Source organism: Vibrio chanodichtyis (genome assembly GCF_028863985.1).
In the GTDB taxonomy this organism is placed as follows: domain Bacteria; phylum Pseudomonadota; class Gammaproteobacteria; order Enterobacterales; family Vibrionaceae; genus Vibrio; species Vibrio chanodichtyis.
In genome coordinates, this window is the sequence record NZ_JARBFT010000002.1 from 160,487 (window position 1) to 185,618 (window position 25,132).

19 protein-coding genes, 1 pseudogene and 1 riboswitch are annotated in these 25,132 nt (G+C 46.5%); of the genes and pseudogenes, 9 read left to right on the forward strand and 11 right to left on the reverse strand.

The annotated features are described in order from the left end of the window. Nucleotides 1-44: 44 nt before the first annotated feature. Both malQ and glgB read left to right on the forward strand, forming a co-directional pair. A complete protein-coding gene (malQ, locus tag PUN32_RS02795; RefSeq protein WP_166015225.1) occupies nucleotides 45-2,225 on the forward strand; it encodes a 4-alpha-glucanotransferase in 2,181 nt (726 codons plus the stop codon). Between the two features lie 208 nt (nucleotides 2,226-2,433). Continuing rightward, a complete protein-coding gene (gene glgB / locus PUN32_RS02800; RefSeq protein ID WP_274721667.1) occupies nucleotides 2,434-4,623 on the forward strand; it encodes a 1,4-alpha-glucan branching protein GlgB in 2,190 nt (729 codons plus the stop codon). 113 nt (nucleotides 4,624-4,736) lie between these two features. Here glgB and PUN32_RS02805 read toward each other — a convergent pair whose 3' ends face one another. Next, nucleotides 4,737-5,693, reverse strand: coding sequence for an AEC family transporter (locus tag PUN32_RS02805; RefSeq protein ID WP_274721668.1), 957 nt, complete (start codon nucleotides 5,691-5,693; stop codon nucleotides 4,737-4,739). Between the two features lie 295 nt (nucleotides 5,694-5,988). Between PUN32_RS02805 and PUN32_RS02810 the strand changes: the two genes are divergently transcribed. After that, a complete protein-coding gene (locus PUN32_RS02810) occupies nucleotides 5,989-7,380 on the forward strand; it encodes an SLC13 family permease (RefSeq protein ID WP_274721669.1) in 1,392 nt (463 codons plus the stop codon). An 87-nt stretch (nucleotides 7,381-7,467) separates the two neighbouring features. Here PUN32_RS02810 and PUN32_RS02815 read toward each other — a convergent pair whose 3' ends face one another. Continuing rightward, the gene (locus PUN32_RS02815; RefSeq protein ID WP_274721670.1) at nucleotides 7,468-8,103 is read right to left on the reverse strand and encodes a DUF2057 family protein; all 636 of its coding nucleotides are present in this window, start codon (nucleotides 8,101-8,103) and stop codon (nucleotides 7,468-7,470) included. A 324-nt stretch (nucleotides 8,104-8,427) separates the two neighbouring features. Then, a riboswitch (FMN riboswitch) is annotated at nucleotides 8,428-8,566 on the forward strand. A gap of 105 nt (nucleotides 8,567-8,671) precedes the next feature. Here PUN32_RS02815 and ribB point away from each other — a divergent pair. Beyond that, the gene (gene ribB / locus PUN32_RS02820) at nucleotides 8,672-9,328 is read left to right on the forward strand and encodes a 3,4-dihydroxy-2-butanone-4-phosphate synthase (RefSeq protein WP_274721671.1); all 657 of its coding nucleotides are present in this window, start codon (nucleotides 8,672-8,674) and stop codon (nucleotides 9,326-9,328) included. 70 nt (nucleotides 9,329-9,398) lie between these two features. Here ribB and trmY read toward each other — a convergent pair whose 3' ends face one another. After that, nucleotides 9,399-10,004, reverse strand: a complete 606-nt coding sequence (gene trmY, locus PUN32_RS02825) for a tRNA (pseudouridine(54)-N(1))-methyltransferase TrmY (protein WP_274721672.1) — start codon at nucleotides 10,002-10,004, stop codon at nucleotides 9,399-9,401. A gap of 72 nt (nucleotides 10,005-10,076) precedes the next feature. Next, nucleotides 10,077-10,265: pseudogene (locus PUN32_RS02830) on the reverse strand (LysR substrate-binding domain-containing protein); the annotation flags it as partial. Nucleotides 10,266-10,516: 251 nt separating this feature from the next. Between PUN32_RS02830 and PUN32_RS02835 the strand changes: the two are divergent. After that, the gene (locus tag PUN32_RS02835) at nucleotides 10,517-10,948 is read left to right on the forward strand and encodes a YccF domain-containing protein (protein WP_274721673.1); all 432 of its coding nucleotides are present in this window, start codon (nucleotides 10,517-10,519) and stop codon (nucleotides 10,946-10,948) included. 176 nt (nucleotides 10,949-11,124) lie between these two features. Here the strand turns inward: PUN32_RS02835 and PUN32_RS02840 are convergent, their stop codons facing one another. The 3 genes from PUN32_RS02840 to PUN32_RS02850 form a co-directional block, all read right to left on the reverse strand. Further along, entirely contained in the window at nucleotides 11,125-11,655 is a 531-nt protein-coding gene (locus PUN32_RS02840; RefSeq protein ID WP_274721674.1) for an MltR family transcriptional regulator, read from the reverse strand. Between the two features lie 98 nt (nucleotides 11,656-11,753). After that, nucleotides 11,754-12,908: a mannitol-1-phosphate 5-dehydrogenase gene (locus tag PUN32_RS02845; RefSeq protein ID WP_274721675.1), complete on the reverse strand. Its 1,155-nt coding sequence runs from the start codon at nucleotides 12,906-12,908 to the stop codon at nucleotides 11,754-11,756. A gap of 101 nt (nucleotides 12,909-13,009) precedes the next feature. Then, entirely contained in the window at nucleotides 13,010-14,959 is a 1,950-nt protein-coding gene (locus PUN32_RS02850; RefSeq protein ID WP_274721676.1) for a PTS mannitol transporter subunit IICBA, read from the reverse strand. A gap of 609 nt (nucleotides 14,960-15,568) precedes the next feature. On the opposite strand from PUN32_RS02850, the gene PUN32_RS02855 reads away from it, so the two are divergent. Further along, nucleotides 15,569-16,510: a M23 family metallopeptidase gene (locus tag PUN32_RS02855; protein WP_274721677.1), complete on the forward strand. Its 942-nt coding sequence runs from the start codon at nucleotides 15,569-15,571 to the stop codon at nucleotides 16,508-16,510. A gap of 2 nt (nucleotides 16,511-16,512) precedes the next feature. Continuing rightward, nucleotides 16,513-16,821: a bactofilin family protein gene (locus tag PUN32_RS02860; protein WP_319946300.1), complete on the forward strand. Its 309-nt coding sequence runs from the start codon at nucleotides 16,513-16,515 to the stop codon at nucleotides 16,819-16,821. A gap of 101 nt (nucleotides 16,822-16,922) precedes the next feature. Here PUN32_RS02860 and PUN32_RS02865 read toward each other — a convergent pair whose 3' ends face one another. Next, a complete protein-coding gene (locus tag PUN32_RS02865; RefSeq protein ID WP_274721679.1) occupies nucleotides 16,923-18,626 on the reverse strand; it encodes a phospho-sugar mutase in 1,704 nt (567 codons plus the stop codon). 320 nt (nucleotides 18,627-18,946) lie between these two features. Here PUN32_RS02865 and aroG point away from each other — a divergent pair, with 320 nt between their 5' ends. Beyond that, entirely contained in the window at nucleotides 18,947-19,999 is a 1,053-nt protein-coding gene (gene aroG, locus PUN32_RS02870; protein ID WP_274721680.1) for a 3-deoxy-7-phosphoheptulonate synthase AroG, read from the forward strand. A gap of 400 nt (nucleotides 20,000-20,399) precedes the next feature. Here aroG and lldD read toward each other — a convergent pair whose 3' ends face one another. Together lldD and PUN32_RS02880 are read right to left on the reverse strand one after the other, a co-directional pair. After that, on the reverse strand, nucleotides 20,400-21,536 hold the full coding sequence (gene lldD / locus PUN32_RS02875; protein ID WP_274721681.1) for an FMN-dependent L-lactate dehydrogenase LldD: 1,137 nt from the start codon (nucleotides 21,534-21,536) through the stop codon (nucleotides 20,400-20,402). A gap of 121 nt (nucleotides 21,537-21,657) precedes the next feature. Continuing rightward, on the reverse strand, nucleotides 21,658-23,352 hold the full coding sequence (locus PUN32_RS02880; protein WP_274721682.1) for an L-lactate permease: 1,695 nt from the start codon (nucleotides 23,350-23,352) through the stop codon (nucleotides 21,658-21,660). A gap of 200 nt (nucleotides 23,353-23,552) precedes the next feature. Here PUN32_RS02880 and PUN32_RS02885 point away from each other — a divergent pair, with 200 nt between their 5' ends. Then, nucleotides 23,553-24,452, forward strand: coding sequence for a LysR family transcriptional regulator (locus tag PUN32_RS02885; protein ID WP_274721683.1), 900 nt, complete (start codon nucleotides 23,553-23,555; stop codon nucleotides 24,450-24,452). A gap of 5 nt (nucleotides 24,453-24,457) precedes the next feature. Here the strand turns inward: PUN32_RS02885 and PUN32_RS02890 are convergent, their stop codons facing one another. Then, nucleotides 24,458-24,970, reverse strand: coding sequence for a L,D-transpeptidase family protein (locus PUN32_RS02890; protein ID WP_406707942.1), 513 nt, complete (start codon nucleotides 24,968-24,970; stop codon nucleotides 24,458-24,460). Nucleotides 24,971-25,132 lie beyond the last annotated feature (162 nt).

Below are 25,132 nucleotides of genomic sequence, written 5' to 3' on the forward strand. Positions count from 1 at the left end.
CTTACCCTACATGGAAGTGGAAAGTTGTCCCTTCGGAGAGAGCGATGAATCAAGACAATGTATTAAAACAAGTCGCTGCAATGGCAAATATTGCCGATCGATATGTCAGCGCTTGGGGCAGTGAAGCCCAAGTTGAAGACGACACTATCCGTCGTCTTTTGGCGTCTCTTGGCTATGACACCAGTAGTGATCAAGCTTTGCTGCAATCGGCAGAGAAGAAACACAAAAAAGATGTATTGGATCCGGTACTCGTGGTGCACCAAGGTGCGGTGATTGAAGTGCCGCTCTATCTTGGCGTGAGTGCCCGTGAAAGTGAATTTGATTGGTGTTTGCAGACCGAGCAAGGCGAGGTGTTAGAAGGCTATCTGCAATCACAAATTGTGCGTGATGAGCGTGCCCAAGGTGGGCCTTTGGTGTTTATGTTACCCACTGATTTACCGTTGGGTTATCACCAATTATTGATTGCCCGTAAGCGCCGTAAAGTTCCGTACCAAATGACGCTGATTGTTACGCCATCGGCCTGTTATAAGCAGCCAGCTTTAAGCCAAGGCAAAAAGCTATGGGGACCGAGCGTCCAACTGTATACCTTGCGTACTCAGCACAACTGGGGGATGGGCGACTTTGGCGATTTGAAACAGTTGGTGGCGGATATTGCGTCTCGCGGTGGTGATTTTGTCGGTTTAAACCCGATCCACGCTCTGTTTCCGGCCAATCCTGAAGGGGCTAGCCCCTATAGCCCATCATCGCGTCGTTGGCTCAATATTTTGTATATTGATGTCAGTTCCGTGCCTGAGTTTGCATTAAGTGCCCAAGCACAACAAAAGGTTGGTAGCGCTGATTTTCAGTTGCGACTACAAAAAGTGCGTGACGCACACTGGGTTAATTACACTGAAGTGGCAGAGCTAAAAATGAGCGTATTGCCACTGCTGTTTGCCGAGTTTAAAACCCGCCATTTGGATAAACAGACCGAACGCGCGCGCGCTTTCTTGAGTTTTGTGGCTGAAGGTGGTGACAGTTTATTACACCAAGCGGCATTCGATGCGCTGCATGCCCAATTACATGCGGCAGATAGTTCGGTATGGGGCTGGCCTGTTTTCCCTGAAAAATATCGTCGTTTTGATAGCAGTGCCGTTCAGAAATTTATTGAAGATCATCAAGATCAGGTAAATATCTACCTGTACCTACAGTGGGTAGCCGATACACAGATCCACGAAGTCCAGTCATTAGCGGAAGAAAAAGGCATGGCGGTGGGTTTGTATCGTGACCTTGCGGTTGGCGTGGCGGATTCGGGCAGTGAAACCTGGGCGGATCATGGTAATTTGCTGCAAGATGTCAGCATTGGCGCACCGCCGGATGTGCTCGGGCCTTTGGGGCAAAACTGGGGCTTACCACCACTTAACCCACAAGTTTTGCAAGCCACAGCCTATGATGCGTACATCAAACTGCTGCGGGCTAATATGAAGCATTGCGGTGCACTGCGGATTGACCATGTGCTGGGTTTGCTGCGTTTATGGTGGATCCCGAAAGGGGAAAATGCTACCAAAGGTGCGTATATCTACTATCCGGTCAAAGATATGTTGGCGATTTTGGCGCTGGAATCGCACCGTCATCAGTGCAGCGTGATTGGTGAAGATTTGGGCACGGTACCGGATGAAATCGTCGAGTTGCTGCGTGATGCAGGGGTTCACTCGTACAAAGTCTTCTTCTTTGAAACCTCCAAGCAAGATGGTGGTTATGTTTCACCTGCCCACTACGCCGAGCAATCGATGGCGGCACTTTGTACTCATGATATGCCGACTTTGCGTGGTTTTTGGCACTGTGATGATCTGAAAATGGGCCGTGAAATTGGCCTCTATCCAGATGAGGATCAGTTGCAAGGTCTGTTTGCCGATCGTTTAAAATCGAAACAAGGCATTCTCGATTCTGTAGCTTGGCACGGTTATTTACCTGCGGGAATTGGCCGTGATGCCACGTTAGTGCCGATGGATCGCTATTTGAGTGAAGCATTGCAACTGCATCTCGCGGCTGGCTCATCAGCCTTGCTCAGTGTGCAGTTAGAAGATTGGTTAGAGATGGATAAACCAGTCAATATTCCGGGTACGGTCAATGAATATCCCAACTGGCGTCGTAAATTATCGATGAATCTAGACGAGATCTTCGCCCGTGAAGAAGTGAATCGGATCGCGACACGTTTAACCGAGGTGCGCAGTAAAGCCAGTCAATAAAGCGTTTAGTGACCAATTGCTTAACAATCACCGAAAGAAGTTTCGGATTGGTCACTCTTTCCTGCCCGATAAGTCCGGTAAGATGGAGACACGCTTGGCCCGCGATTTGCGGGCTTTGTTTTATACCCCAATAACTTGAAGGCGCTGATCCAATATTCCGCTTTTTAAGCCACAAGGGATATCTCGTGAGTTAGGTTAGGAGTTAGCTTTGAAGAGCACGAAAAATCCATCATCGATCCCAGCAATATATGATCAGTTAGCGCGAGCGGCGTTCGCCGATCCTTTTTCATTTTTAGGTCCTTATCTTACTGAGCAACAAAGTAGATTACGAGTTTGGATGCCAGAGGCGGATAAAGTCGAGTTAGTGGTGGAGGGGCAGCCGCGTATTGAATTAGAGCGTGAAAGCCCTGGCGGTTTTATACTCAACGATTGCCATAACTTGCGCGACACTCACTACCAGTTGGCGGTAGATTGGGCGGGGATCGAGCAGCTGATTGATGATCCATACCAATATCATGCGATTTATGCTGAATATGAAGATTTACATACCCCAAAGCAGATGTATCACCAGTTAGGGGCGCAGTTTGTCACTTTATCCCGTGCTGGTAAAACGGTGTCTGGCGTGCGTTTTCTGGTTTATGCACCACATGCCACTGCGTGTAGTTTAATTGGGGCATTTAACCATTGGGACGGTCGTCGTCATCCGATGCAGCGCCTAGACTACGGGATATGGGGGATTTTTATTCCTGGTTTGAGCGAAGGCGTGCAGTACAAATTTGAACTCAAAGGCCCACAGGGTGAAGGTTTACCGCATAAAGCCGATCCGTGGGGCTGCTATGCCGAGCAGTACCCTTCTTTTGCTTCGGTGACTTACGATCATCGTCGCTATCAGTGGCAAGACCATGCATGGCAACAGCGTCCTGTAACCGAAAAACGTAAGCAAGCGCTCTCGTTTTATGAGCTGCATGTCGGCTCATGGAAGCGGGGCGAACACGGCGAATTGTTGAACTATCGTCAATTAGCCGATCAATTAGTGCCTTATCTGCTTGAGATGGGTTACACCCATGTTGAACTGATGCCTGTGGCGGAACATCCGTTTTATGGTTCTTGGGGTTACCAGCCGATTGGTTTGTTTGCACCAACCAGTCGTTATGGCTCGCCTGATGACTTTAAATATCTGGTCGATAGCTGCCACCAAGCAGGAATTGGCGTGGTGCTCGATTGGGTTCCGGCGCATTTTCCCTCCGACTCTCATGGTCTGGCCAATTTTGATGGCACACCGCTGTACCATGACCCCGATCCGCGCCGTGGTTGGCACCAAGACTGGAATTCTTATATCTACGATTTAGGCCGTGAACATGTACGCCGTTTGTTGGTCTCGAATGCGCTGTATTGGTTTGAGATGTTCCATATTGACGGGATCCGCGTTGATGCGGTGGCTTCAATGCTGTACCTGGACTATTCGCGTAGCCATGATCAATGGATCCCGAATATTGATGGTGGCCGTGAAAATTACGATGCAATCGCCACCTTTAAGTGGATGAATGAAGAGGTGTACAAGCATTTCCCGAATGCGATGACGATTGCCGAAGAGTCAACCGCCTTTCCCGGTGTTTCTGCGCCGACATTTGTTGGCGGTTTAGGCTTTGGTTTCAAATGGAATATGGGCTGGATGCACGATAGCTTATCCTACATCAAGCAAGATCCAGTACATCGCAAATACCACCACAATACGTTAACTTTCCCGCTGATTTATGCGTTTAGTGAAAACTATGTGCTCTCTTTGTCACACGATGAGGTGGTGTATGGTAAGGGCTCACTGATCTATAAAATGCCGGGTGATGAGTGGCAACAAACCGCCAACTTACGCGCATATTTAGGTTATATGTATGGTCAGCCGGGTAAAAAGCTCAACTTTATGGGCACTGAGCTTGGACAAACCGCAGAGTGGGATCACGATGGACAGTTACAATGGTTCCTGACTCAGTTTGAGCGTCATGCTGGGATCCAACGCTTAGTGCGTGATTTAAACCATCTGTATCAGGCGCAGAGTGCACTACATCAGTTGGATTGTGATCCACGTGGTTTTGAGTGGCGCTTGCAAGATGATGCGGATCTTAGCGTGATCGCTCATGAACGAATGGATGAAACTGGTCAGCGTGTGTTAGTCATTACTAACTTCACTCCCGTTCCACAGCAAGCATTTAGGCTTGGTGTCCCACAGGGTGGGCGCTATCAATTGCTGCTGAATACCGATGCCAAGCAGTATCATGGCAGCGATTACTCGGTATTGCAGCAAGTCAGCACGGCAAGCGTGGTCAGCCAAGGTTTAGATCAATCCCTGTTACTGCATTTGCCACCCCTAGCGACGCTGTTCTATCTGTGGGTCGCTGAATAGCTGGTATTACCGCTCAAGCGCAAAAATTTAACCCGCTACGGCGGGTTGATTTTTGGCCGATCTTAGGCGATCGACAGCAAAGTTAATGGGTCACCATGACTTAGGATGAGTGATCAGATCATGCCAAAGCTGGTAAGCAGAAAAATCCCGAGCGTACAAGTTAACAGCGATACCACGGTGGTCAGGGCCACAATATTGGCGGCTAATAAAGCATTACCGCCCATTGCGCGTGCCATCACATAACTGGCAGCAGAAGTGGGTGCGCAACTCATTAAAAACAGCAGCCCGAGATCTAAGCTACGAAAGCCAAACATCCACGCTCCGCCCGTGATCAGTAAAGGAGAGAGCACCAGCTTATAGCCGGTGGCCAACCAAGCGCTGTGGCTATCTTGCTTTAAGGCATCCAGATTGAGTGATCCACCTGCACACAGCAGAGCTAGCGGTAAGGTCATGTTGGCGAAATAGTGGCCAGCATCGGTGACCATTTTCGGCATAGGTAGACCTGAGAGATAGCACACTAAGCCCAGTGCGATCGAGATGATTAACGGGTTTTTGGTTAATGTCTTCACCATGAATTTGCCCACTTGCCAACCATTACTCTCGCCGCGTGGGGTTAGAGCAATCACCGCCTGAATATTAAACAGGATCGAGGTGGCGGCAACATAAATGGCAGCTAGCGCGACACCGGCACTACCATACATATTGGCGACATAAGCCAAACCGATGATCGCGGTATTGGCTCGAAAGCTGCCTTGGGTGACCACGCCGCAATCATTGGTTTTGTTGATTAATTTTCTAACGCTAAACAGGGTAAAGATAAAAAACAGCGCATTGGCGATTAAGCTATACAGCACCAACGAGAGGCTGGAAGAGAAATCATGCTTCGAGCTAACAATGCTTAAAAATAGCATGGTTGGTAGTGTCACCTGAAACACAATACGTGAAGCAACTTCAATAAAATTTTCGTTGATCAGATTGATGCGTTTGAACCATACCCCCAAGCCGAGCATTAAGCAGATGGGGCCAGTAATGGCAGCGGAAAATTGCAGCTGAGCGAGAATATTATTCATATCAATCCATTGAATACACTTTTAATCCGTGCATTTTTCCACAGATTGATGCGCAGGAAAATCGGATTTTGGCGCAATTTTTTGTGAGCCATGTGCGGTAAATCATGAATCGCTTGGGTGGTCTACCTTATTTATGGGAGGAAAATCAATGACAATCAGTTATGCAATTATTTGATTATGTTATATGTTGTAAGTGCAGTGCTGGCTTGGTTAACAATTTTGCAATGATAATCATTTTTTGGTTTCAATCTGTGGGATCATGGTGCGGAATTCAGCCCCAATAAGGAAAATAATAATGAATAGAAACGACACTGTCCCGTTACCCACCAATACCCGCGAATGGTTTCTCCACCGTAATAGCTTGATCATTTTGGCCGATATTGCCCTGTTTCTCGCTCTTTACCATTGGCTGCCTTATGAATCCAATGTGGTACTAGGGCTCAGTATGCTGGTCTTTATCGCGGTACTTTGGTTAACCGAAGCACTGCATGTTACCGTGACCGCAATTTTGGTTCCGGTGCTGGCAGTGCTGCTAGGTATTTTTGATACTCAAGCTGCATTGAATAATTTTGCTAACCCGATCATTTTCCTATTCTTGGGTGGCTTTGCCTTGGCTGCCACCATGCACCATCAAGGATTGGATAAGGTGATTGCGGAAAAGGTGCTCACACTGGCATATGGTAAAATGAATGTGGCAGTTTTTATGCTGTTTGGAGTTACAGCGCTGCTTTCGATGTGGATTAGTAATACCGCTACTGCAGCGATGATGCTGCCACTTGCCTTAGGTGTCTTGAGTAAAGTTGATGCGGATAAGCAGCGCAATACTTATGTCTTTGTATTGTTGGGTATTGCTTATAGTGCCAATATTGGTGGCATAGCTACCTTAGTTGGCAGCCCACCAAATGCGATTGCGGCAGCTGAAGTTGGACTCTCTTTTACCGAGTGGATGAAATTTGGTTTGCCCACCGCGCTGCTGATGTTACCGATCGCGATTGGCTTGTTGTTTCTTCTGCTCAAGCCAAATTTAAGTGGTAGTTTTGCCTTACAACATGCGCCCATTGATTGGGATAAAGGTAAAGTGGTCACCCTAGCTATCTTTGGTTTAACGGTGCTGCTATGGATTTTCAGTACCCCAGTCAACGCGCTGCTTGGTGGTTTTAATAGCTTTGATACCTTGGTGGCATTAGGTGCGATTTTGATGGTCAGCTTTGCCCGTGTGGTGCATTGGAAGGAGATCCAGAAAACGGCAGATTGGGGCGTATTACTGTTGTTTGGTGGTGGTTTGTGCTTAAGTAATGTACTCAAACAGACTGGAACCAGTGTATTTTTAGCTAATACTCTCAGTGAACTTGTTGCCGATATGGGCATTTTTGTGGTGGTGCTAGCGATTGCGATATTTGTAGTTTTTTTAACGGAATTTGCCAGTAATACGGCCAGTGCCGCACTATTGATCCCTGTCTTTGCCACTGTTGCTGAAGTGTTTGGGATGTCGCCTGTGCTGCTGTCAGTATTAATTGCGATTGCCGCATCGTGTGCCTTTATGTTGCCTGTTGCCACACCACCGAATGCGATCGTGTTTGCATCAGGACATATTAAGCAGAGTGTAATGATGCGAGTTGGGCTTTACTTGAATATCGCATGTATTGGTTTATTAACCATTATTGCCATGTTGTTTTGGCAACCATGAGCACATCGTCAGTTAATCAAAAATGAGGCCTGTATGGCCTCATTTTTGATCGTCGTTTTGCAACCAAGATTTATGGTGATGCATGAATTATTGCTGATTAACGAAGGTCTTAAAACGTGTTTTGGTTTCTGGATCGGCTTTTTGATACCAAAAATGCAGCATCTCTTCTGCGGTAGAAGCGGGTATCACTGTGCTGTCACTCACGCTGGCTGGCACTTGAGTTTCAACCCGATGATTGAGCGCGGCAATCCCACCGGTGCGGTTGTATTCCGAGGCTTCAAATTCAAAATTACGGCCAATTTGCATTCCCGGTTTAATCAATCGATCTTGACGCAGTTGTAGCGCTTGGCCTTGTTGATCAACCAATTGCCACTGCATGGTTTTGATAGATTTGTTGGCTTGGTTCGCATCACGATATTGCGGCAAAGCGAATGAAAGCTGCTGATTGGCGGCATCAAAAGTGGCGATCACCACTTCGCTCTCGACCATGATCCGATCACTACCTTGGTTAAAATAAGGTGCATAGCGGAACACGATTTGCTGTTCACCATCATTCAGCTCCAGTTTTTTATTGGCACTAAAAAAACCGCCCGATAGCTGCGGACTCGCGCCATTGACCACCAATAAATCGATGGTTTCGGGGATCTCGATAGTAACAGTGGCATGGGCTGAGGCCGCAAGGCAGAGCGCCAGTAAAGCAGACAGACGCGGCATAAATTTCATAGCAGATCCTTTGTGATATTTGTTGGTATGACGAGTGGGTTAAAGGGTGCGCTGTGATGCCATAAAAGGCAAGCTTTACACTGGATAAAGTTAAGCAAATTCACTGAAATTTAACCGCTTCGTGGAGAGAGGTGAACAAGCCAAAACCAAAACCAAAACCAAAACCAAAACCAAAACCAAAACATTAGGGATTCCGGTCGGCAAAAAAATGCTTGGCTTGCTCAGCGATTATGTACTGTAAGCATTCCGTGGATCAGTAACGCTTTTCAGCGTCGATTGAAGTGATTACACTAAGCGGCGTTGCCGAAAGTGTCGGTAACTGCACAATATTCTCAGGGCGGGGTGCAATTCCCCACCGGTGGTATGCCGTAAGGTGAGCCCACGAGCGCTCGAGGTTTCGAGGTCAGCAGATCTGGTGAAAAGCCAGAGCCGACGGTAATAGTCCGGATGAGAGAGAATGACCAACACACTGCTGCTCGCTGTGGCTTTGCCATAGCGAGAGTGGTGCTTGGTGGTAAATTCAGATCCCTCTTACGCCCTGATTCTGGTCATTTTTTGGAGTATTACCATGAATCAGTCCTCATTACTTGCCGAATTTGGCGACCCAATCACTCGTGTAGATAACGCACTGCAAGCCTTGCGTGAAGGGCGCGGTGTATTATTGCTCGATGATGAAGATCGCGAAAACGAAGGCGATATTATCTACGCGGTTGAATCACTGACTAACGCACAGATGGCGTTGATGATCCGTGAATGTAGTGGAATTGTCTGCTTGTGTTTGACCGAAGCACAGGCCGATCGCTTAGCCCTGCCACCGATGGTGGTCAACAATAACAGCGCTAACCAAACCGCGTTTACCGTATCGATTGAAGCCAAACACGGTGTTACGACTGGCGTGTCAGCTCAAGATCGGGTGACCACGATTAAAACAGCGGCGAATCCACAAGCGAAAGCGGAGGATTTAGCGCGTCCGGGTCATGTATTCCCACTGCGTGCTCGCGCTGGTGGCGTGTTAGCGCGGCGTGGTCATACCGAAGGCACGGTCGATTTGATGCAGATGGCCGGTTTACAGCCCGCTGGTGTGCTGTGTGAACTGACCAACCCAGATGGCAGCATGGCTAAAACGCCAGAAATCATCGAATTTGGCAAGCTGCACAATATGCCGGTATTGACCATTGAAGATATGGTGCAATACCGCATTCAGTTTGATTTGAAATTGGCGTAAGCGTGCAAAAATTAGCCCTGATCGATGTGCTCAGGGCTGATTATTGCATGCTGCAGGATTGGAGTGACGATTACCAGCCGGCTTGCTGATGATCGATTTCGTTATGGATCAGTGTCACACACTGCGAAGCGAATAGCATTTTGGGACCAAGGCTGATTTTTTCGACGCCAAGCCGCTTCATCGAATTACCGCTTTTCTTGGGCATCGGGATGTGGTCGGTCAAAATAAAACACGGATTGGGGCCAATCTCAATCTCACGGATTGAATCGCCTTTTTTATCCATCATGTACAGCGAATGCTGCTCCGCCAATTCACCGAGTAGCGCTTCAAAGCTGATGGTGCGCACGGTCAATCCTGGCTGCACTACACGAGTTTGTTCTTTACCCATCCCCACTGACGCGTCGAGCGCTTTGACCAGCAGTGCCAGCAAGGCCGCTTCATGAAAGCCCCCGACATCACTGATGTGATTCGATTCAACCGTGATGGTGCGTGAATAATCGTGGGTGCTTTCCAGCACCAGATGGATCACCACATCTTCACGATGTGACTGAGCAGTAAACAGGCTGTTCATCATGCAGTGAGCCAAAATTTCGCTATGGCATTTGCCACCCACTTCTGCCAATAGGCGTTGGCTGTCGGTAGGGGCAGAGCGCGCTCGGAGGATAAAACTGCGCATGGGATTTCTCATTCGATGGTCATTCAAGGTCGAGTATTGTCGCTAAGCCGCTCGCGGTTGACCAGTGTTTTCTTATGGCCAAAGTAGATCGGTTTGCCAGTGTTGAGCCAGAAAATCAATAAACTGTCTGACTAAAGGGGTTTGGTAGCTGCGTGATAAATAGACCGCCCAAATCGCGCTGCTGGGCAAAGGGTAATCTGGCAGCAGGGCTTGCAACTGGCCGGAGTGTAACAATGGATTAGCCAAATCACAGGGCAAGCGATGATTGATGAACTGGAGAATGGTCAGCATCCCCGCCAGCGGATTGGGGTTGCATACTGATATTGTTCAGGGGGCATTGCCCCCTATTCATTTGATGGTCATTCCTAAACTACGGCTTTGAACTACGATGGTGTTGGACGGTAAGCGGCCAGTGTCTTGTCACCAAGATTATTGGGTGTTGTCTGCCTCTGGCTTGTGGCACACTGAGCATCGTCCATTAGTGGACAGCGTTGCAAGCGTAGGGGAGCACAATGTTAAGAACACTTGGTAACATTATTTGGTTTTTATGTGGTGGGCTGGTCATGGGTTTAGCTTGGTGGCTATTTGGCGTGCTGGCCTTCATTAGCATCATTGGTATTCCGTGGGGGCGCGCCTGTTTTGTGATCGGCAATTTTTCATTCTGGCCATTTGGTTATCAAGCGATTGCCCGTGATGAATTGACAAATCAAACCGATATTGGCACCAGCGGATTTGGTGTGGTCGGTAATATTATTTGGTTTATCTTGGCCGGTTTTTGGCTGGCGATAGGGCATATTCTCTCTGCGGTGGCCTGTTTTGTGACCATCATCGGTATTCCGTTTGCGTTGCAGCATTTAAAGCTGGCGATCATCTCTTTGGCACCGATCGGTAAAACCATCGTATCCAATCAAGACGCGGCACGCGCTCGCTATGGGGTGCGATAATTCAGATGATGAATATTTAATCTTGAGCTCTTTCAACACGATCAGAGCGATTGCATTGGTGAGCCAGGCAGCTTAAGGTTGACAGCATAAGCGGCCAATTCGAAATATTTGGATGAGATATGCGTTGGGTACTCGCTTGTTGTGCGACAGATAGTTATGGTGAGGCATCTTGCGTTTCAAAATGGGCTGTCTCTATTGAGTATATTGCAAATCTGAATGATGGCTAAAGAGAGCCCTGACTTGATGATTTGCTGTTGGCGCTGTAACTGTAGATGGTAAAAGCTGGGGTCAATATTATCGTCTGGCTCCACGACATTTAACTGCAACATGCCGATTTTTTTTACCAAATTAAGTGCTTGGATTGGTGCGAGTATTTGTGAATCGGTGAATAGATATTCTGTTGCATCGTGATTGAGTTGGTTACGCAGTTTAATTAGCTGCTCAATATCGTGAAAAACTTCATCAGGAATGACACCTAGCCCAAACAGAAGCTTAAGGCGAACGGAAAGATCGCCCAGTGGACCAGTATCGTGTAATAACGGTTCCACAACCGATTGCACCGCAAAATTATCTTTGCGGAAAATGCGTTGCATCAGTGCAGCAATGGCTTCGGTTAACACATCAACGGTGGTAATGAAGAACCCGCGTACCGTGTGGGTCTGATTCAAGCGCTCTAGTAGGTCGGATTCGTTAATTTTTTCTGCCATAAACTGATCTGTTGTTGGGTTAAGTCGAGAGAAACAAGTCTCTCTCGACATTGCAAGGCTTCTGATAACACTATTTTTCAATCGGTTATGTTGAGGCTTTAATCCATTTGGTTATAGAGCGTTTCAATTTGCTGCGCTTCAACACTGTCTGCTGCCAATCTTGTGTAGCGGGCAAGTGTAGAGCGAACCCCTTCTTTTTCAATAGCTTGTTGTAATTCGACGGCTTGTGGGTCACAGCTATTGCGGTATTTTAGCGCTGCGGCAATCCCTTTCAGTAACATGTCATTTGGCACTCCGTACTCAATTGTACCGAGTAAAGGTTTGATTAATCTATCATTTTCTCCAAGTTTTCTTAGTGGCTGACGAGCAACGCGATCCACTTCATCCACCAGATAAGGATTAGCAAAACGAGTCAGGATTTTCTCGATATAGGCCGTGTGCAGTGCACGATCAAAACCATAACGACGGATCAGCACTTCACCGCTTTCTTGCATCGCTTGTTTAACTTGTGCGTGTATTTGCGGATCTTGAATCGCTTCACGAATAGTACGGTGTCCCTTCAAGCCACCTAGATAAGCGGTAATGCAGTGGCCGGTATTTAAGGTAAATAGTTTGCGTTCGACAAACGCCATCAGATTGTCGGTTTTTTCCATCCCTGCAATCGATGGGATTTCGCCTTTGAACTGTTGTTTATCGACAATCCATTCATTAAAACTTTCTACTGTCACTTCTAGCGGATCATCGTTGGCGGCTTGTAGCGGTGGCACAATCCGGTCAACTGCAGAATCGACAAATCCTACTAAAGCATCGGCTTGTTGCTGCTCGTCTGGGTCCAGGCATTGGTACACTTGCTGCTTAAGATGGGTGGTACCACGTACCATATTTTCACAGGCGATGATATTCAGGGGTTGAGTATTGCCAGCCGCAAATCGAGCACTCAAGCCTTTGGCAATGGTTTTGGCAATAATATCCAGAACGGTTGGACCTACTGCAGTGGTGACTAAATCCGTTTTGATGATTCGCTCAATCAAAGCTTCGCTGTTACTGTTGACGGCGGTAACATGGCTAACGGTTTCCATTTTACATTCATTACCCACTACTTTGACGGTGTATTTTTGTTGATGACTCAACTGATCCACCAAAGGTTCGTTTACATCGGCGAAGGTAACGGCGATATCTGCATCAGACAGAAGTTTGCCAATAAAACCGCGGCCAATATTGCCAGCACCAAAATGAACTGCATTCTTTTTCATGTTTTACCTACCTAAATATTGAATTTTTACCTTATTGCTAGAGGCGAGATCAGCCACATAGGGGGCGTAACTGACCTCGATTTATCTCTGGAGCTAATACGTTATGCTGCTTGATTGGCGGTCAAAATGCTCAACACATCACTCACATCTTTGGTTGAGGTAAGTTTGTCGAGAGCGCTTGGGTCATCAAGAGCATTGGTAATGGTGGTAATGACTTGAATATGCTCATCATTTTTTGCTGCAATACCGATAACAAGTTTAGCAATATCGCTATTATCCTCGCCAAAGACCACTCCTTGTGGGTATTGGCAAATTACGATACCGGTTTTGATCACCCGATCTTTGGCATCCACAGTGCCATGAGGTACCGCAATCGATTCACCGAGATAGGTAGAAACCAGTTGTTCCCGTGCAAACATCGCATCGACATATTCGGGATGCACGTAGCCTAATTCGACTAATTTATTACCCGCAAAGCGAATCGCTTCTTCTTTATTTTTGGCATTCAAGCCAAGATGAATATTCTCTTTTTGCAGTTGAAAAATACTCGGAGGTTGGACGTCATAGCTATCATCATTGGCGGCTAAGATGGAAGGTTTGAGCAACTGGCTATCATTGGCTGCGTGGCGCTTAGCGGCGAGAAGTTGAGTCACCAATTGGTTGTATAGTGCACTGTCTAAGAAATTATTCAGTGAAATATGTTCGGCGTTTGGCGCGTGCTGGCGGGCACGGTCAGTCAAATCTTGGTGGGTGATGACAATATCGACATCCGCAGGCAGGGCATTGATTGCCATATTGATGACGGTGATTGGTAATCCGACTTCCCCCACTTTTTTACGCAGCATACTGGCACCCATAGCACTTGATCCCATGCCCGCATCACAAGCGACGATGATGCTTTGTACGTTTGCCATGTCGATTTTCTTATTCTGTACTGTGGTTGGTGTCATTTGACCTTTGGAGCCGGCTTTCATCTCTTGCATCTTGGATGTGGCTTTTACCAATGCGTCTTTATCACCATCCTGCTCTGTGGAAGTTTGAGCCTTGATTAGTACCGCTGCGACGATGAAGGAGACGGCGGCAGCGGCAAAAATAGAACATATCACACCCAATATGGATCCTTTGTTGGCCATCAAAAGTATGGCAAAAATAGAACCCGGAGAAGCCGGTGAAACTAAGCCTGAGTTGAAAATAGTCAGTGTGAACACGCCAGTCATACCTCCCGCGATCGCGGCCAGAATTAGGCGAGGATTCATCAAGATGTAGGGGAAGTATATTTCATGGATACCACCGAAGAAGTGAATGATACTTGCACCGCCAGCGGTTTGGCGAGCGGTACCTTTACCAAACACCATGTACGCCAGCAAAATGCCGAGACCTGGACCAGGGTTGGCTTCAATCAGGAAGAAAATAGATTGGCCAGTTTCGTTGGCTTGTTGGATACCTAGTGGTGAGAAAATGCCGTGGTTAATCGCGTTGTTGAGGAATAGGATTTTGGCTGGTTCAACAAAGATCGATGTGAGAGGGAGTAAGTGGGCCGTAACAAGAAAATTAACCCCTGCCGCCAAAGCAGCCGATAACACCTTCACAAATGGGCCGATCAAGAAGAACGCGATGATGGCACATAGCATGCCGATAATGCCGGCAGAAAAGTTATTGACCAACATTTCAAAGCCACTGCGCACTTTGCCATCGATTTTTTTATCAAAAGCTTTGATTGCCCAGCCACCCATTGGGCCGACGATCATCGCGCCCATGAACATTGGAATGTCAGTGCCAACGATCACACCCATAGTGGTAATCGCACCGACTACTGCTCCACGTTCGCCACCTGCCAGTTTACCGCCGGTATAGCCGATCAACAGCGGTAATAAATACGTAATCATTGGTCCAACCAAAGAGGCTAACGTCTCATTGGGTACCCAACCTGTTGGAATGAACAGCGCAGTAATAAAGCCCCACGCAATAAAAGCGCCGATATTCGGCATAACCATGTTTGATAAGAAACGGCCAAAATTTTGTATCTTGACCTTGGCGTCTGATGATATCATCTCGTCCCCCGTTGGATGTTCCATTTGAATTTGATCGTAGTAACGGTTCGACAAAAACCGTTGATTGCTTAGTACACAATCACTCTACCACACAAATTTCGAATGGAATTGCCAACGGGTTTTTTGTGACTCTTGTGGCAAAAATGTTAAGGACGAAGGGGGTTGTTGGTGATCGCTTTCAAGTTTTGGTTATGTAATATAAATACATTTTAGCGAAATCAAATTTGTCAATTAATATTTATTGCTTGATATCACGTATTTGTATTTTTAAGTTTGAAATTAATAGTGATAAATATCACGAATTTTTATTCTTCTCTGACTAAAAATAAGTCTCCTAGTGATAGTTATCACAATTTATTCTATTTGGTAGCTCTAATACCTATATTTTTTTTCAATTATTGCTTGGTTTGTAATTTAGCTACCAAATCTGTCTCCAATCTTCTGCTTAGTGGCATTTAGCGAGCGGGAAAAATGGCTTGGCTTCATTCACAAAATACCGCTTAAGGTTGTGAGTTAGCTTCAATCGTCTCATGCAAAAGGTTTAGGTAACGCCAGTTCCTTGCTATTATTCGCCGCACTTTATTATCCAGATGCAGCATATAGAACCCTATGAAAGAACGTGTGATTGTTTCGGTTTCCTCGATTCATGGAACCCAACATTTTCATTTGGATAAATTTTTTCGATTATTCCTTAAGAGCTTAGGTTATATCCTTTTAGTGAGTGTACTCGCGGTGGGCGGGGTTATTTATTATCTAAAGCACCAGATGGATTTTGCCAAGCTCAAGCAGCAAGAATTAGAGACTCATTCAATGTCATTGCTTGAGGAGATCTCTTCACTGCGTGAGTTAAAAGAGAGCCTAGAAAATGATTTGACGGTGCGCGAAGAGAAAATTCAGCTGGTTTCCGATCGATTGGGTGATTTAGAGAAAGTGCTCGGTGTGGATGAGAGTGGTGCCGAGCTGGAGTCGCGTTTGGATGCGGCCGCGATCACTTCTTCAGTTCGTACGCTGATGTTGACGCAAATTCCTAGTGGTTCGCCAACGCCAGGCGCGCGGATTTCCTCCGGCTATGGAAAACGGGTGCATCCGGTGACCAAGGAGGCCAAATTGCATCGCGGGCAAGATTTTGCGGTCAATATCGGCACGCCAATTTATGCGCCTGCCGATGGGGTGGTTGAAGTGACCCGCGCCAGTAATGTTGGCTCCGGCAATTTTATTCGCTTACAGCATGCTTACGGTTTTAGTAGCTCTTATTCACATCTGCAGAAATTTGCGGTGAAAAGTGGTGAATTTGTACAAAAAGGTGATTTATTAGGCTATTCCGGGAATGGTGGGCTTTCATCTGGTCCACATTTACATTATGAAATTCGTTTTATCGGTCGTTCGTTAGACCCACGACCTTTTGTCGATTGGGGAGTGAATGATTTTGAAACCCTATTCACTAAAGTAAGAGGTATACGATGGGAATCTTTAGTAAACAAAGTCGAGCAAAGAGTCAGCTCTCAGCTACAACTCTCATCGCAAAAGGTAGCCATATCTCCGGAGAGTTGAAGATTGAGAGCAGTATTCAGATTGATGGCCTGGTGGAAGGCAAACTGCAGGTTGATAAAATGCTGGTGATCAGCGAAAGCGGGGTGGTCTATGGCGAAATCTTTGCCGATCATCTGATCATCAATGGTCAATTTGAAGGGACGGGTCACGCTGCAAAAATTGAGATCCTAAACAAAGGGCGGGTTAACGGTACTTTGTTTAGTGATGATCTTAGTATTGAACAGGGTGGTCGTTTTACCGGTAATACCCATGCGGCTCCAGAGCATCAAGTAGTTGATTTTCAAGAGGCTAAAGCGGTCGCTGAAAGTTAAGTCACCGCGGTCAGGGGAGTTAAAGAGAGGGATTTTCCCTCTCTTTGGGATGAGCGAATTAAGGTACTTATCGCTATGTATGGCGATGGGTTTGCTGGAGCTTATAAACTCGCTTGATGCTCTGTGATCAGTGTTGCCATTTGTTGCTCTGCTCGTTGCTGAGCATTGGCAAAACTTTCGCTTGCGGCTAAGTGAGTGATCACTTCGTAATAACACTTGAGTTTAGGCTCGGTACCCGATGGGCGCACAATCACCCGAGCACCACCTTCCAGATGGTAGATTAGTACATCACTGGTTGGTAGGGTGATCGTTTCGGTTTTTCCATCGGCAAAGGTGCGTCGCGCTTGTTTAAAATCTTCCACAATTAACACGTTACGTCCGCCAATCTCGGTAGGTGGCGTTGCACGCAATTTATCACCGATGGGGGGCGAGTTAGGCGCCAGTGCTATGCTGCGCTGCGCGTTAAGGTGCAGACCATGCTGGCGATACAGCGTTTCAAGCTGATCCCATACCGTTTTACCCTGTGCGTTAAGCTCTGCGGCGAGTTGAGCAAAAGCAACCAGTGCTGAAAGGCCATCTTTGTCCCATACACTGCTACCAATGGTATAACCCAGCGCTTCTTCATAGGCGAACAGAAATTGCTGCTGTTCGGTTTGCTGTTGCATGGCTACGTTGGTTAGCCATTTAAAACCGGTTAAGGTCTGATAGTAATGTGCACCATGTGCTGCGGCGATTTTACTCAGCAGGCTGGAAGAGACGATCGTGTTACCGACTAATTTGCGGTCAGCATCGGTTTGTGACAGCAGGTAGTGACCAAACAGAGAACCCACTTGATCGCCAGTCAGCATTTGGTATTCACCATCGGCTTTTCGGGCCGCTACGGCAAAGCGATCTGCATCGGGATCATTGGCACAGGCAAGCTGAGCGCCAGTTTGCTTGGCGAGTGCTATCACCATATCCATCGCGCCTGCTTCCTCAGGGTTGGGAAAATTAACGGTAGGGAAGGTGCCATCTGGCTCGCGCTGCTCTGATACGTTGTGGACATCGGTAAAGCCAGCATCCGCCAGTAAGGCTTCCGCCATTTTTGCTCCGACGCCGTGCATTGCAGTGTAAGCTAAGCGCAGTGCTTGCGGCTGGGTATGGTGCTGCAGCAATGGGCTTGCGCCAATAGTATTACGGTAGGTTTGGTAATACTCATCGCACAGCCAATGCAGCAGCCCTTGTTGCTCGGCCTGTTCAAGAGCGAGATAAGGAATTGCTTGCTGCGCAGCTTGGTCGATACAAGCGGCAATGCCAGCATCGTGGGGCGGAATAATTTGTGCGCCATTTTCCCAATACACTTTAAAGCCGTTGTACTCTGGCGGGTTGTGGCTGGCGGTTACCACCACTGCCGCGGCAGCGTTGAAATAACGTACACCGAACGCCACGATCGGGGTCGCCGCCACTTGGTGAGTCAAATAAGTCTTGATGCCAAGGGAAGTGAGCACGCTGGCGGTATCGTGCGCAAATTGTCGAGAATCGAGCCGGCCATCATAGCCGATCACCACCCCGCGCCGCTGCGCGTCTGGTACTTGAGCCAGCAGATAATGCCCGAGTCCGGCGGCGGTTTCTTGAATGACCAAACGGTTCATCCGATTTGGACCACAGCCCACTTTGCCGCGTAGTCCGGCGGTGCCAAATTCTAGCCGAGCTTGAAAGCGTTCGGCAATTTGTGCTTCCTGCTGAGCATCGATCAGCTGTTGCAGTTCATGACGGGTCTTTGGATCGGGATCTCTGGCCAACCACTGGGTGACGGTTAAATTCATGGTGTCTCTTCTCGCTATTGAGCTGTGAAGTTGCAGTTTATGTAATCTCTATGCTCTAAAACATCGCCGCAATCGCTAAACTGGACTTGCTGGCATATTGCTATTGAGAGTTTAGTCGATGATAAGTTGATGGGTGTAACTTATTTTTTACACATGGGTTGCTTGATAAAGAAAAGCACAATCTTGCCTTTATTTTAAAATAGTGCTTGCGATATTGTGTTGGTGTCGATAAGTTACTCGAACAAACGATAGATGCAGTGATTATCAAGGCTACAGGCATCGAGCTGACTAGTCAGAATAAAGTTAAGGATGATGTAAAGATGTTGCAAACCGATGATGTAAAAATTAAAAAAATCAAACAATTACTACCGCCGATTGCGGTATTAGAAAAATTTCCTGCTACCGAAACTGCAGCGTCCACTACGTTCCAAGCGCGCAATGCGATTCACAACATGTTGCAAGATCAAGATGATCGCCTGTTAGTGGTGATTGGTCCTTGTTCTATACATGATCCTGAAGCGGCGATGGAATATGGCCAGCGTTTAAAAGTATTACGTGATGAGCTCAGCGAACAGCTGGAAATTGTAATGCGAGTCTATTTTGAAAAGCCACGCACCACGGTAGGCTGGAAAGGCTTAATCAATGATCCGTATCTTAATGATACCTATGAAATTAATCATGGTTTGCGCATGGCGCGGAAACTGTTGCTTGATCTGACTGATATCGGTATGCCCACCGCCAGTGAGTTTCTTGATATGATCACCCCACAATACGTGGCGGATTTGATCAGTTGGGGCGCAATTGGCGCACGTACCACGGAGTCGCAAGTACACCGAGAATTAGCTTCTGGGTTGTCATGCCCAGTTGGTTTTAAAAACGGTACTGATGGCAATATTAAAATTGCTGCTGATGCGATTCGTTCTGCTGGTGCATCACACCACTTCTTATCGGTGACTAAATTTGGCCACTCGGCGATTGTTGAAACCGCAGGTAACCCTGATTGCCACATTATTTTGCGTGGTGGTAAACAGCCAAACTATAGTGCGGAGCATGTCAACAATATTAAACAAGAGCTGGAAGTCGCTGGCTTACCACAAAAAGTGATGATCGACTTTAGTCATGCCAATAGCTCTAAGCAGTATCAGCGGCAAATGGTGGTGGCACAAGATGTGGCGGCGCAGATTGCCCAAGGTGAACATGCCATCTTTGGGGTGATGATTGAATCGCACTTGGTGGAAGGTCGTCAAGATTTGACCCCTGAGGGGTGTTTGACTTACGGTCAATCGATCACCGATGCCTGCATTGGTTGGCCAGAGACTGAAACGGTGTTGCGTCAATTGGCTGCCGCGATTGAAGCGCGTCGTCAGCAATAAATGAACAAGAATTAACATGGGAGTTTTACGTCCCTGTTCTTTTCCCTAGTTAGTGGGTTGGGTACGTGTTTTTACACGTACTCGCTAGGTTTTGCTCTACATGGTAGTGAATCGTCGGTTAAGGTGAAGTATTGAATCGGAAGCGGCTTGATTCGATAAGTTGGCTCCTGCTGTGCTAAAGCTAAAATGAATGCCAAGTTTGGCACTGCTCTTAATAGCGAAATCACTTCATTGAGTGTTTTGAGGTTCTGTGGATCAATTCGGCTTGCTAAAATTTGCTCGAACAGCAATTAGAGGAGGTCAGTGAGTTAATTATATGCTTCTTAGTGTTCACCGTACTCTTTTATGATTTGAAGTTGCAGCATGATTGCCTGCAACTTCAAATTAGGGGAAGTTTTCTTTACCTTTGGACTAATGAGTCGCTTGATAGTTTGCTAAGGTCTTTGGCGCCTGTCAGAATCATGGCAACCCTCATCTCTTTTTCATAAAGGTCGAGCAGATTTTCTACCCCAGCGCGTCCTTGTGCTGCTAAAGCATAAATAAACGAACGGCCGAGCATAGTGCAATCTGCGCCAAGTGCCAACATACGAATCACGTCTAAGCCAGTACGGATACCAGAGTCGACCAGAATTTTCAGGTCGCCCTTTACTGCATCCACAACTGCGGGTAGTGCTTGCACGGTAGAGGGCACGCCATCTAACTGGCGACCACCGTGATTGGAAACTACAATGCCGTCTGCACCAAAGCGCACTGCGTCTTTTGCATCTTGGGTATCCAAAATGCCTTTGATGATCATTGGACCATCCCAGAAGTCCCGGATCCACTCTAAGTCTTTCCATGAGATGGAAGGATCAAAGTTCGTACTTAGCCAGCCTATGTAGTCTTCTAGTTTAGTCGGTGTTCCTCGGTATTTGGATATGTTACCCAAATCGTGCGGCTTACCAAGCAAGCCCACATCCCATGCCCAGCTTGGGTGTACCATAGCTTGTAATACACGGCGCATCGCAGCATTAGGGCCGCTCATGCCGGAATGCATATCTCGATAACGAGCGCCCGGTACTGGCATATCGACGGTGAACACGAGATTTTTCACGCCAGCGGCCTTAGCACGTTCCAACACGTTTTTCATAAAACCGCGATCTTTTAAAACGTAAAGCTGGAACCAGATTGGACGCTGAATCGAAGGTGCCACTTCTTCAATCGGGCAGACTGAAACCGTAGAAAGGGTAAAAGGAATACCTTTCGTTTCAGCCGCTTGCGCGGTTTGCACTTCGCCGCGGCGGGCATACATGCCGGTTAAGCCCACAGGAGAGAGGGCGATCGGCAGCGCCATTTTTTCGCCAAACAGTTCGGTTTCTAAACTCAACTCAGACATATCACTCAGTACACGTTGGCGCAGTGCAATGTCGGCCAAATCATCGGTGTTGCGTCTGAGCGTATGTTCTCCATATGAGCCGCCATCAATGTAGTGGAACAAAAAGGGCGGGAGTTTAGCTTTGGCTGCAGCGCGGTAATCGGTTGAAGCTGAAATGATCATAATTCAATCCTATTCTGGGCTTATTCTGTGAATGTTCCTTTTTTGCTCAAGCTCATAGAGGTACAACGATGAGCTTGAGCGATGAGAGCGAGATACTAGCTCTCGGTACTGATTAAAAGGTTTAGCGATTCATTAAAGCATCGGTCATGTTGAATCCGTAAATCACGGTCATGCCGATGATGCCGGTCAAAACAAGATAGTAGAGGGTTGGCAACACGGTTTTGCGCAGTGTCGCACCTTCACGACCGAGCAGGCCAACTGTTGCGGATGCAGCTACCACGTTGTGGATGGCAATCATGTTACCGGCTGCTGCCCCAACGGCTTGTAGAGCGATGATCACCACGCTAGAGATGGTCAGCGTTTGTGCCACTTCAAATTGGAATTGGCTGAACATCATGTTGGACACTGTGTTAGAACCGGCAATGAAAGCGCCCAGTGCACCGACAGTCGCACTCAGCATCGGGAAAGCTTCACCCACTAAACCCGCAGCAAAGTTGGCGGTAGTTACTGGCATACTGGCTAAATCAGCACTGTTAATTCCAGAATTGATAAAGATCCGAACCATAGGAATGGTAAATATCAGTACGAATCCCGCACCAATTAAGGTTTTGGTGGACTCACCAAATGCTTTGCCGATGGGAGTTACGCTGCGTGTTTGAGTGAATACGGCAATCAGTGCTACGAAAATGAGAATCCCTCCAGGTAAATAAAGAGGCTCGATTGATGTATTAATACCTGTCTCTCCCAAGATATTACTGAAGGAGACTTTGACGCTGAGGAGGAGTGCTTTGAAATCTGAGTTTACACGGCTAGCCACGAGAATAATGGCAAGTAGCACATAGGGGGCCCATGCCAGAATAAGACTCATTGGCTTGGCTTTGATCTCATTTAGATCCATTTTAAGTGAGCCTAACCATTCAGTTGGCCACTCATTTTCAGGGCTAAAATCCCATTGAGTTTTGGGTACTAAGAACCCTTTTTTAGCTGCTGTCACCACAATCGTAAGACCGATGAGTCCACCGATCAATGATGGGAATTCAGGGCCGAGGAATGCTCCGGTCAGTGCGTAAGGAATAGTGAAGGACAAACCTGCAAAAATTGCGAAAGGTAGAATGTCTAATCCTTCCGTCCAGCTACGATGTTTGCCAAAGAAACGAGTCAACATCATGGCCATTAATACTGGCATAAATGTTCCTACTGAGGCGTGAATTAGAGCGACACTGGTCGTTATCTGTTGTAAATACATATCCCAGTTTGAACTGTTGGCAATTAATGTTTCCGTGATGTTATAGGTATCAAGCCCTCGATTGACACCTACAATAATCGGAGTACCGACTGCACCAAAAGATACAGGAGTTGATTGGATCATCATTCCCATAAGTACAGCTGCAAGTGCAGGAAATCCAATGGCAACGAGAAGTGGTGCGACAATTGCTGCGGGTGTCCCCCAACCGGAAGCTCCTTCGATAAAAGAGCCAAAACACCAAGCAATAATAATGGCTTGTATACGTCGATCTGGTGAAATTTCAGTGAAGCCATTACGAATCGTAGTAATAGCACCAGTATGTTTTAGTATGTTGAGTAAGAAAATTGCGCCAAAAACAATCCATAATACGGAGAGCGTGATACCTAATCCCTCTAAGATTGAAGCTAGTACTCGATTACTGGACATATCCCAAAATGTCAAAGCAATTATTACAGTTAGCGCAAAAGCGATTGGCATTGCTCTCTTGGCTGGCCAATTTAATCCAATCAGTAAAATAGCAGCAACCACAATTGGTGAAAACGCTACTAAAGCGAGCATTGTTTGATTCATGAAGTACTTCCTTATTTTTAACTCTTTATCAATCAATAAGATGAGCTAGCAAATCAGTAGGACATCATCAATCGTTCAGAGTCCTGTTATTGTTTTTATAGTTGTGGCTGACTTATTAAGCGGTTGTGAATTTACTGCTTTATTTTTGATGAATATAGAGAAATAATGAAATTGATTATTTCCTAAAATGACATAACGGCATGCGTTCTGATGATTTAATTTTGTTTTATCAAGTGATGCAAATGGGCAGTTTTAGTAAGGCTGCTGAAAAAAATAGACTTACAAATTCGGTGGTTAGCAAAAGATTGGCGCGTTTAGAAAAAGAGCTTGGCGTACAACTATTATACCGAACGACGCGAAAATTGACTTTAACGGAGGCTGGAAAAGTATTGCTACACGGTGCCAAAAATGTGAAGGAAGCCACTCAAGAGGCACTTGATGCAGTCGTTGGGTTTGGTGAAAACATTAGTGGTCATATTAAAATGTCGGTTCCGACTATTTCGGGCGATTTGATTTTGGCTGATGCTGTTGCTGAGTTCTGTAACCTTCATCCAGGATTGACAGTGGATATGTCTCTTGATAACCGTTTTGTTGATTTAGTTGCAGGTGGCTACGATCTAGTAATTCGTACGGGGTACTTGGAGGATTCGAGCTTAATTGCAAGGCATATTTTAGATTCTCAGTGGGTGGTTTGTGCTTCTCCTGCTTACATTAGCCGAAACGGTAAACCCTTAATGCCTCAAGACTTAGTTAAACACAATTGCTTGCAGTATGCCTATCAAACAACAGGTGCGACTGATTGGGAATTTAAAGGGATGAAGGGTAGTTATATTGTTAGAGTGTCGGGTTCTTTTTCAACCGATAACGCAACTGCGCTACGTAAAGCAGCACTTGGTGGACACGGTATTGCGTATGTTCCACGATGTTTGGTATATCACGATCTACGTAATGGAGAATTAATCGATATTTTTCCTGATCAGGTAGGTAAGAAACTGGGGGTTTATGCAGTTTATCCTTTTACACGTCAACCACCGAATAAAGTTCGTTTGTTGATTGAACATATTCGTACTCGTTATTTGGCAATATCCCACTATTTTTAAAATCTCTACCATTCAATGGTGATGGGAGTTCCCGGCTTAACTAAGTTTAGAAACTCATCCATTTCTTGATTGGTTAGGGCAATGCAGCCATTGGTCCAGTCAAAGCTTTGTATGAAAGCGGGATCTCTGGCATCGCCATTCTTCAAACCATGAATTTTAATATCTCCGCCAGGGTCAATACCGCGTAATTGGGCTTGTGCCAAATCTTGCTGATTCGGATAACTAATGTGTATCGAGCGATAAAAACTCGATTCTTCGATAATGAAATCCAAAAAATAATCGCCTTCCGGTGTGCGTTGATCACCTTCTTGTTGCTTATGACCGTGCGGCTTTTGACCCAGTGCGATCCGATATTCACGGATCACTTCGCCATTTTGCAGTAGATACATACGCCGTTTCGATTTATCGACGTGCACTAAGTCAATTTCAATTGAGTCAATTTTAACCAAGTCAACGGCAGCTAAGCAGGCATTGGCTAGCATCAGTAGGGTTAACCATGCAATACACAAAAAACGCATAAAATGTCCATAGTAAATGCCATTGGCACGAAGCAGAACGTGGCTCAATAATGAGAAATTATTTAAAAAGTTTGGTTCATCATTGGTATAAATGGAAACAACTTCGCAAAAATGCTGCTTGTGCCGAGGATGTGTTTCATTATTAACCAAAAATGCGGCGCA

Excerpts from the sequence above, each read along its gene's own strand:
- malQ (WP_166015225.1), top strand. The coding sequence starts at position 45 with ATGAATCAAGACAATGTATTAAAACAAGTCGCTGCAATGGCAAATATT.
- PUN32_RS02805 (WP_274721668.1), bottom strand. The coding sequence starts at position 5,693 with ATGAATAATATTCTCGCTCAGCTGCAATTTTCCGCTGCCATTACTGGC.
- PUN32_RS02810 (WP_274721669.1), top strand. The coding sequence starts at position 5,989 with ATGAATAGAAACGACACTGTCCCGTTACCCACCAATACCCGCGAATGG.
- PUN32_RS02815 (WP_274721670.1), bottom strand. The coding sequence starts at position 8,103 with ATGAAATTTATGCCGCGTCTGTCTGCTTTACTGGCGCTCTGCCTTGCG.
- ribB (WP_274721671.1), top strand. The coding sequence starts at position 8,672 with ATGAATCAGTCCTCATTACTTGCCGAATTTGGCGACCCAATCACTCGT.
- trmY (WP_274721672.1), bottom strand. The coding sequence starts at position 10,004 with ATGCGCAGTTTTATCCTCCGAGCGCGCTCTGCCCCTACCGACAGCCAA.
- PUN32_RS02835 (WP_274721673.1), top strand. The coding sequence starts at position 10,517 with ATGTTAAGAACACTTGGTAACATTATTTGGTTTTTATGTGGTGGGCTG.
- PUN32_RS02840 (WP_274721674.1), bottom strand. The coding sequence starts at position 11,655 with ATGGCAGAAAAAATTAACGAATCCGACCTACTAGAGCGCTTGAATCAG.
- PUN32_RS02845 (WP_274721675.1), bottom strand. The coding sequence starts at position 12,908 with ATGAAAAAGAATGCAGTTCATTTTGGTGCTGGCAATATTGGCCGCGGT.
- PUN32_RS02850 (WP_274721676.1), bottom strand. The coding sequence starts at position 14,959 with ATGATATCATCAGACGCCAAGGTCAAGATACAAAATTTTGGCCGTTTC.
- PUN32_RS02855 (WP_274721677.1), top strand. The coding sequence starts at position 15,569 with ATGAAAGAACGTGTGATTGTTTCGGTTTCCTCGATTCATGGAACCCAA.
- PUN32_RS02865 (WP_274721679.1), bottom strand. The coding sequence starts at position 18,626 with ATGAATTTAACCGTCACCCAGTGGTTGGCCAGAGATCCCGATCCAAAG.
- aroG (WP_274721680.1), top strand. The coding sequence starts at position 18,947 with ATGTTGCAAACCGATGATGTAAAAATTAAAAAAATCAAACAATTACTA.
- lldD (WP_274721681.1), bottom strand. The coding sequence starts at position 21,536 with ATGATCATTTCAGCTTCAACCGATTACCGCGCTGCAGCCAAAGCTAAA.
- PUN32_RS02880 (WP_274721682.1), bottom strand. The coding sequence starts at position 23,352 with ATGAATCAAACAATGCTCGCTTTAGTAGCGTTTTCACCAATTGTGGTT.
- PUN32_RS02885 (WP_274721683.1), top strand. The coding sequence starts at position 23,553 with ATGCGTTCTGATGATTTAATTTTGTTTTATCAAGTGATGCAAATGGGC.
- PUN32_RS02890 (WP_406707942.1), bottom strand. The coding sequence starts at position 24,970 with ATGCGTTTTTTGTGTATTGCATGGTTAACCCTACTGATGCTAGCCAAT.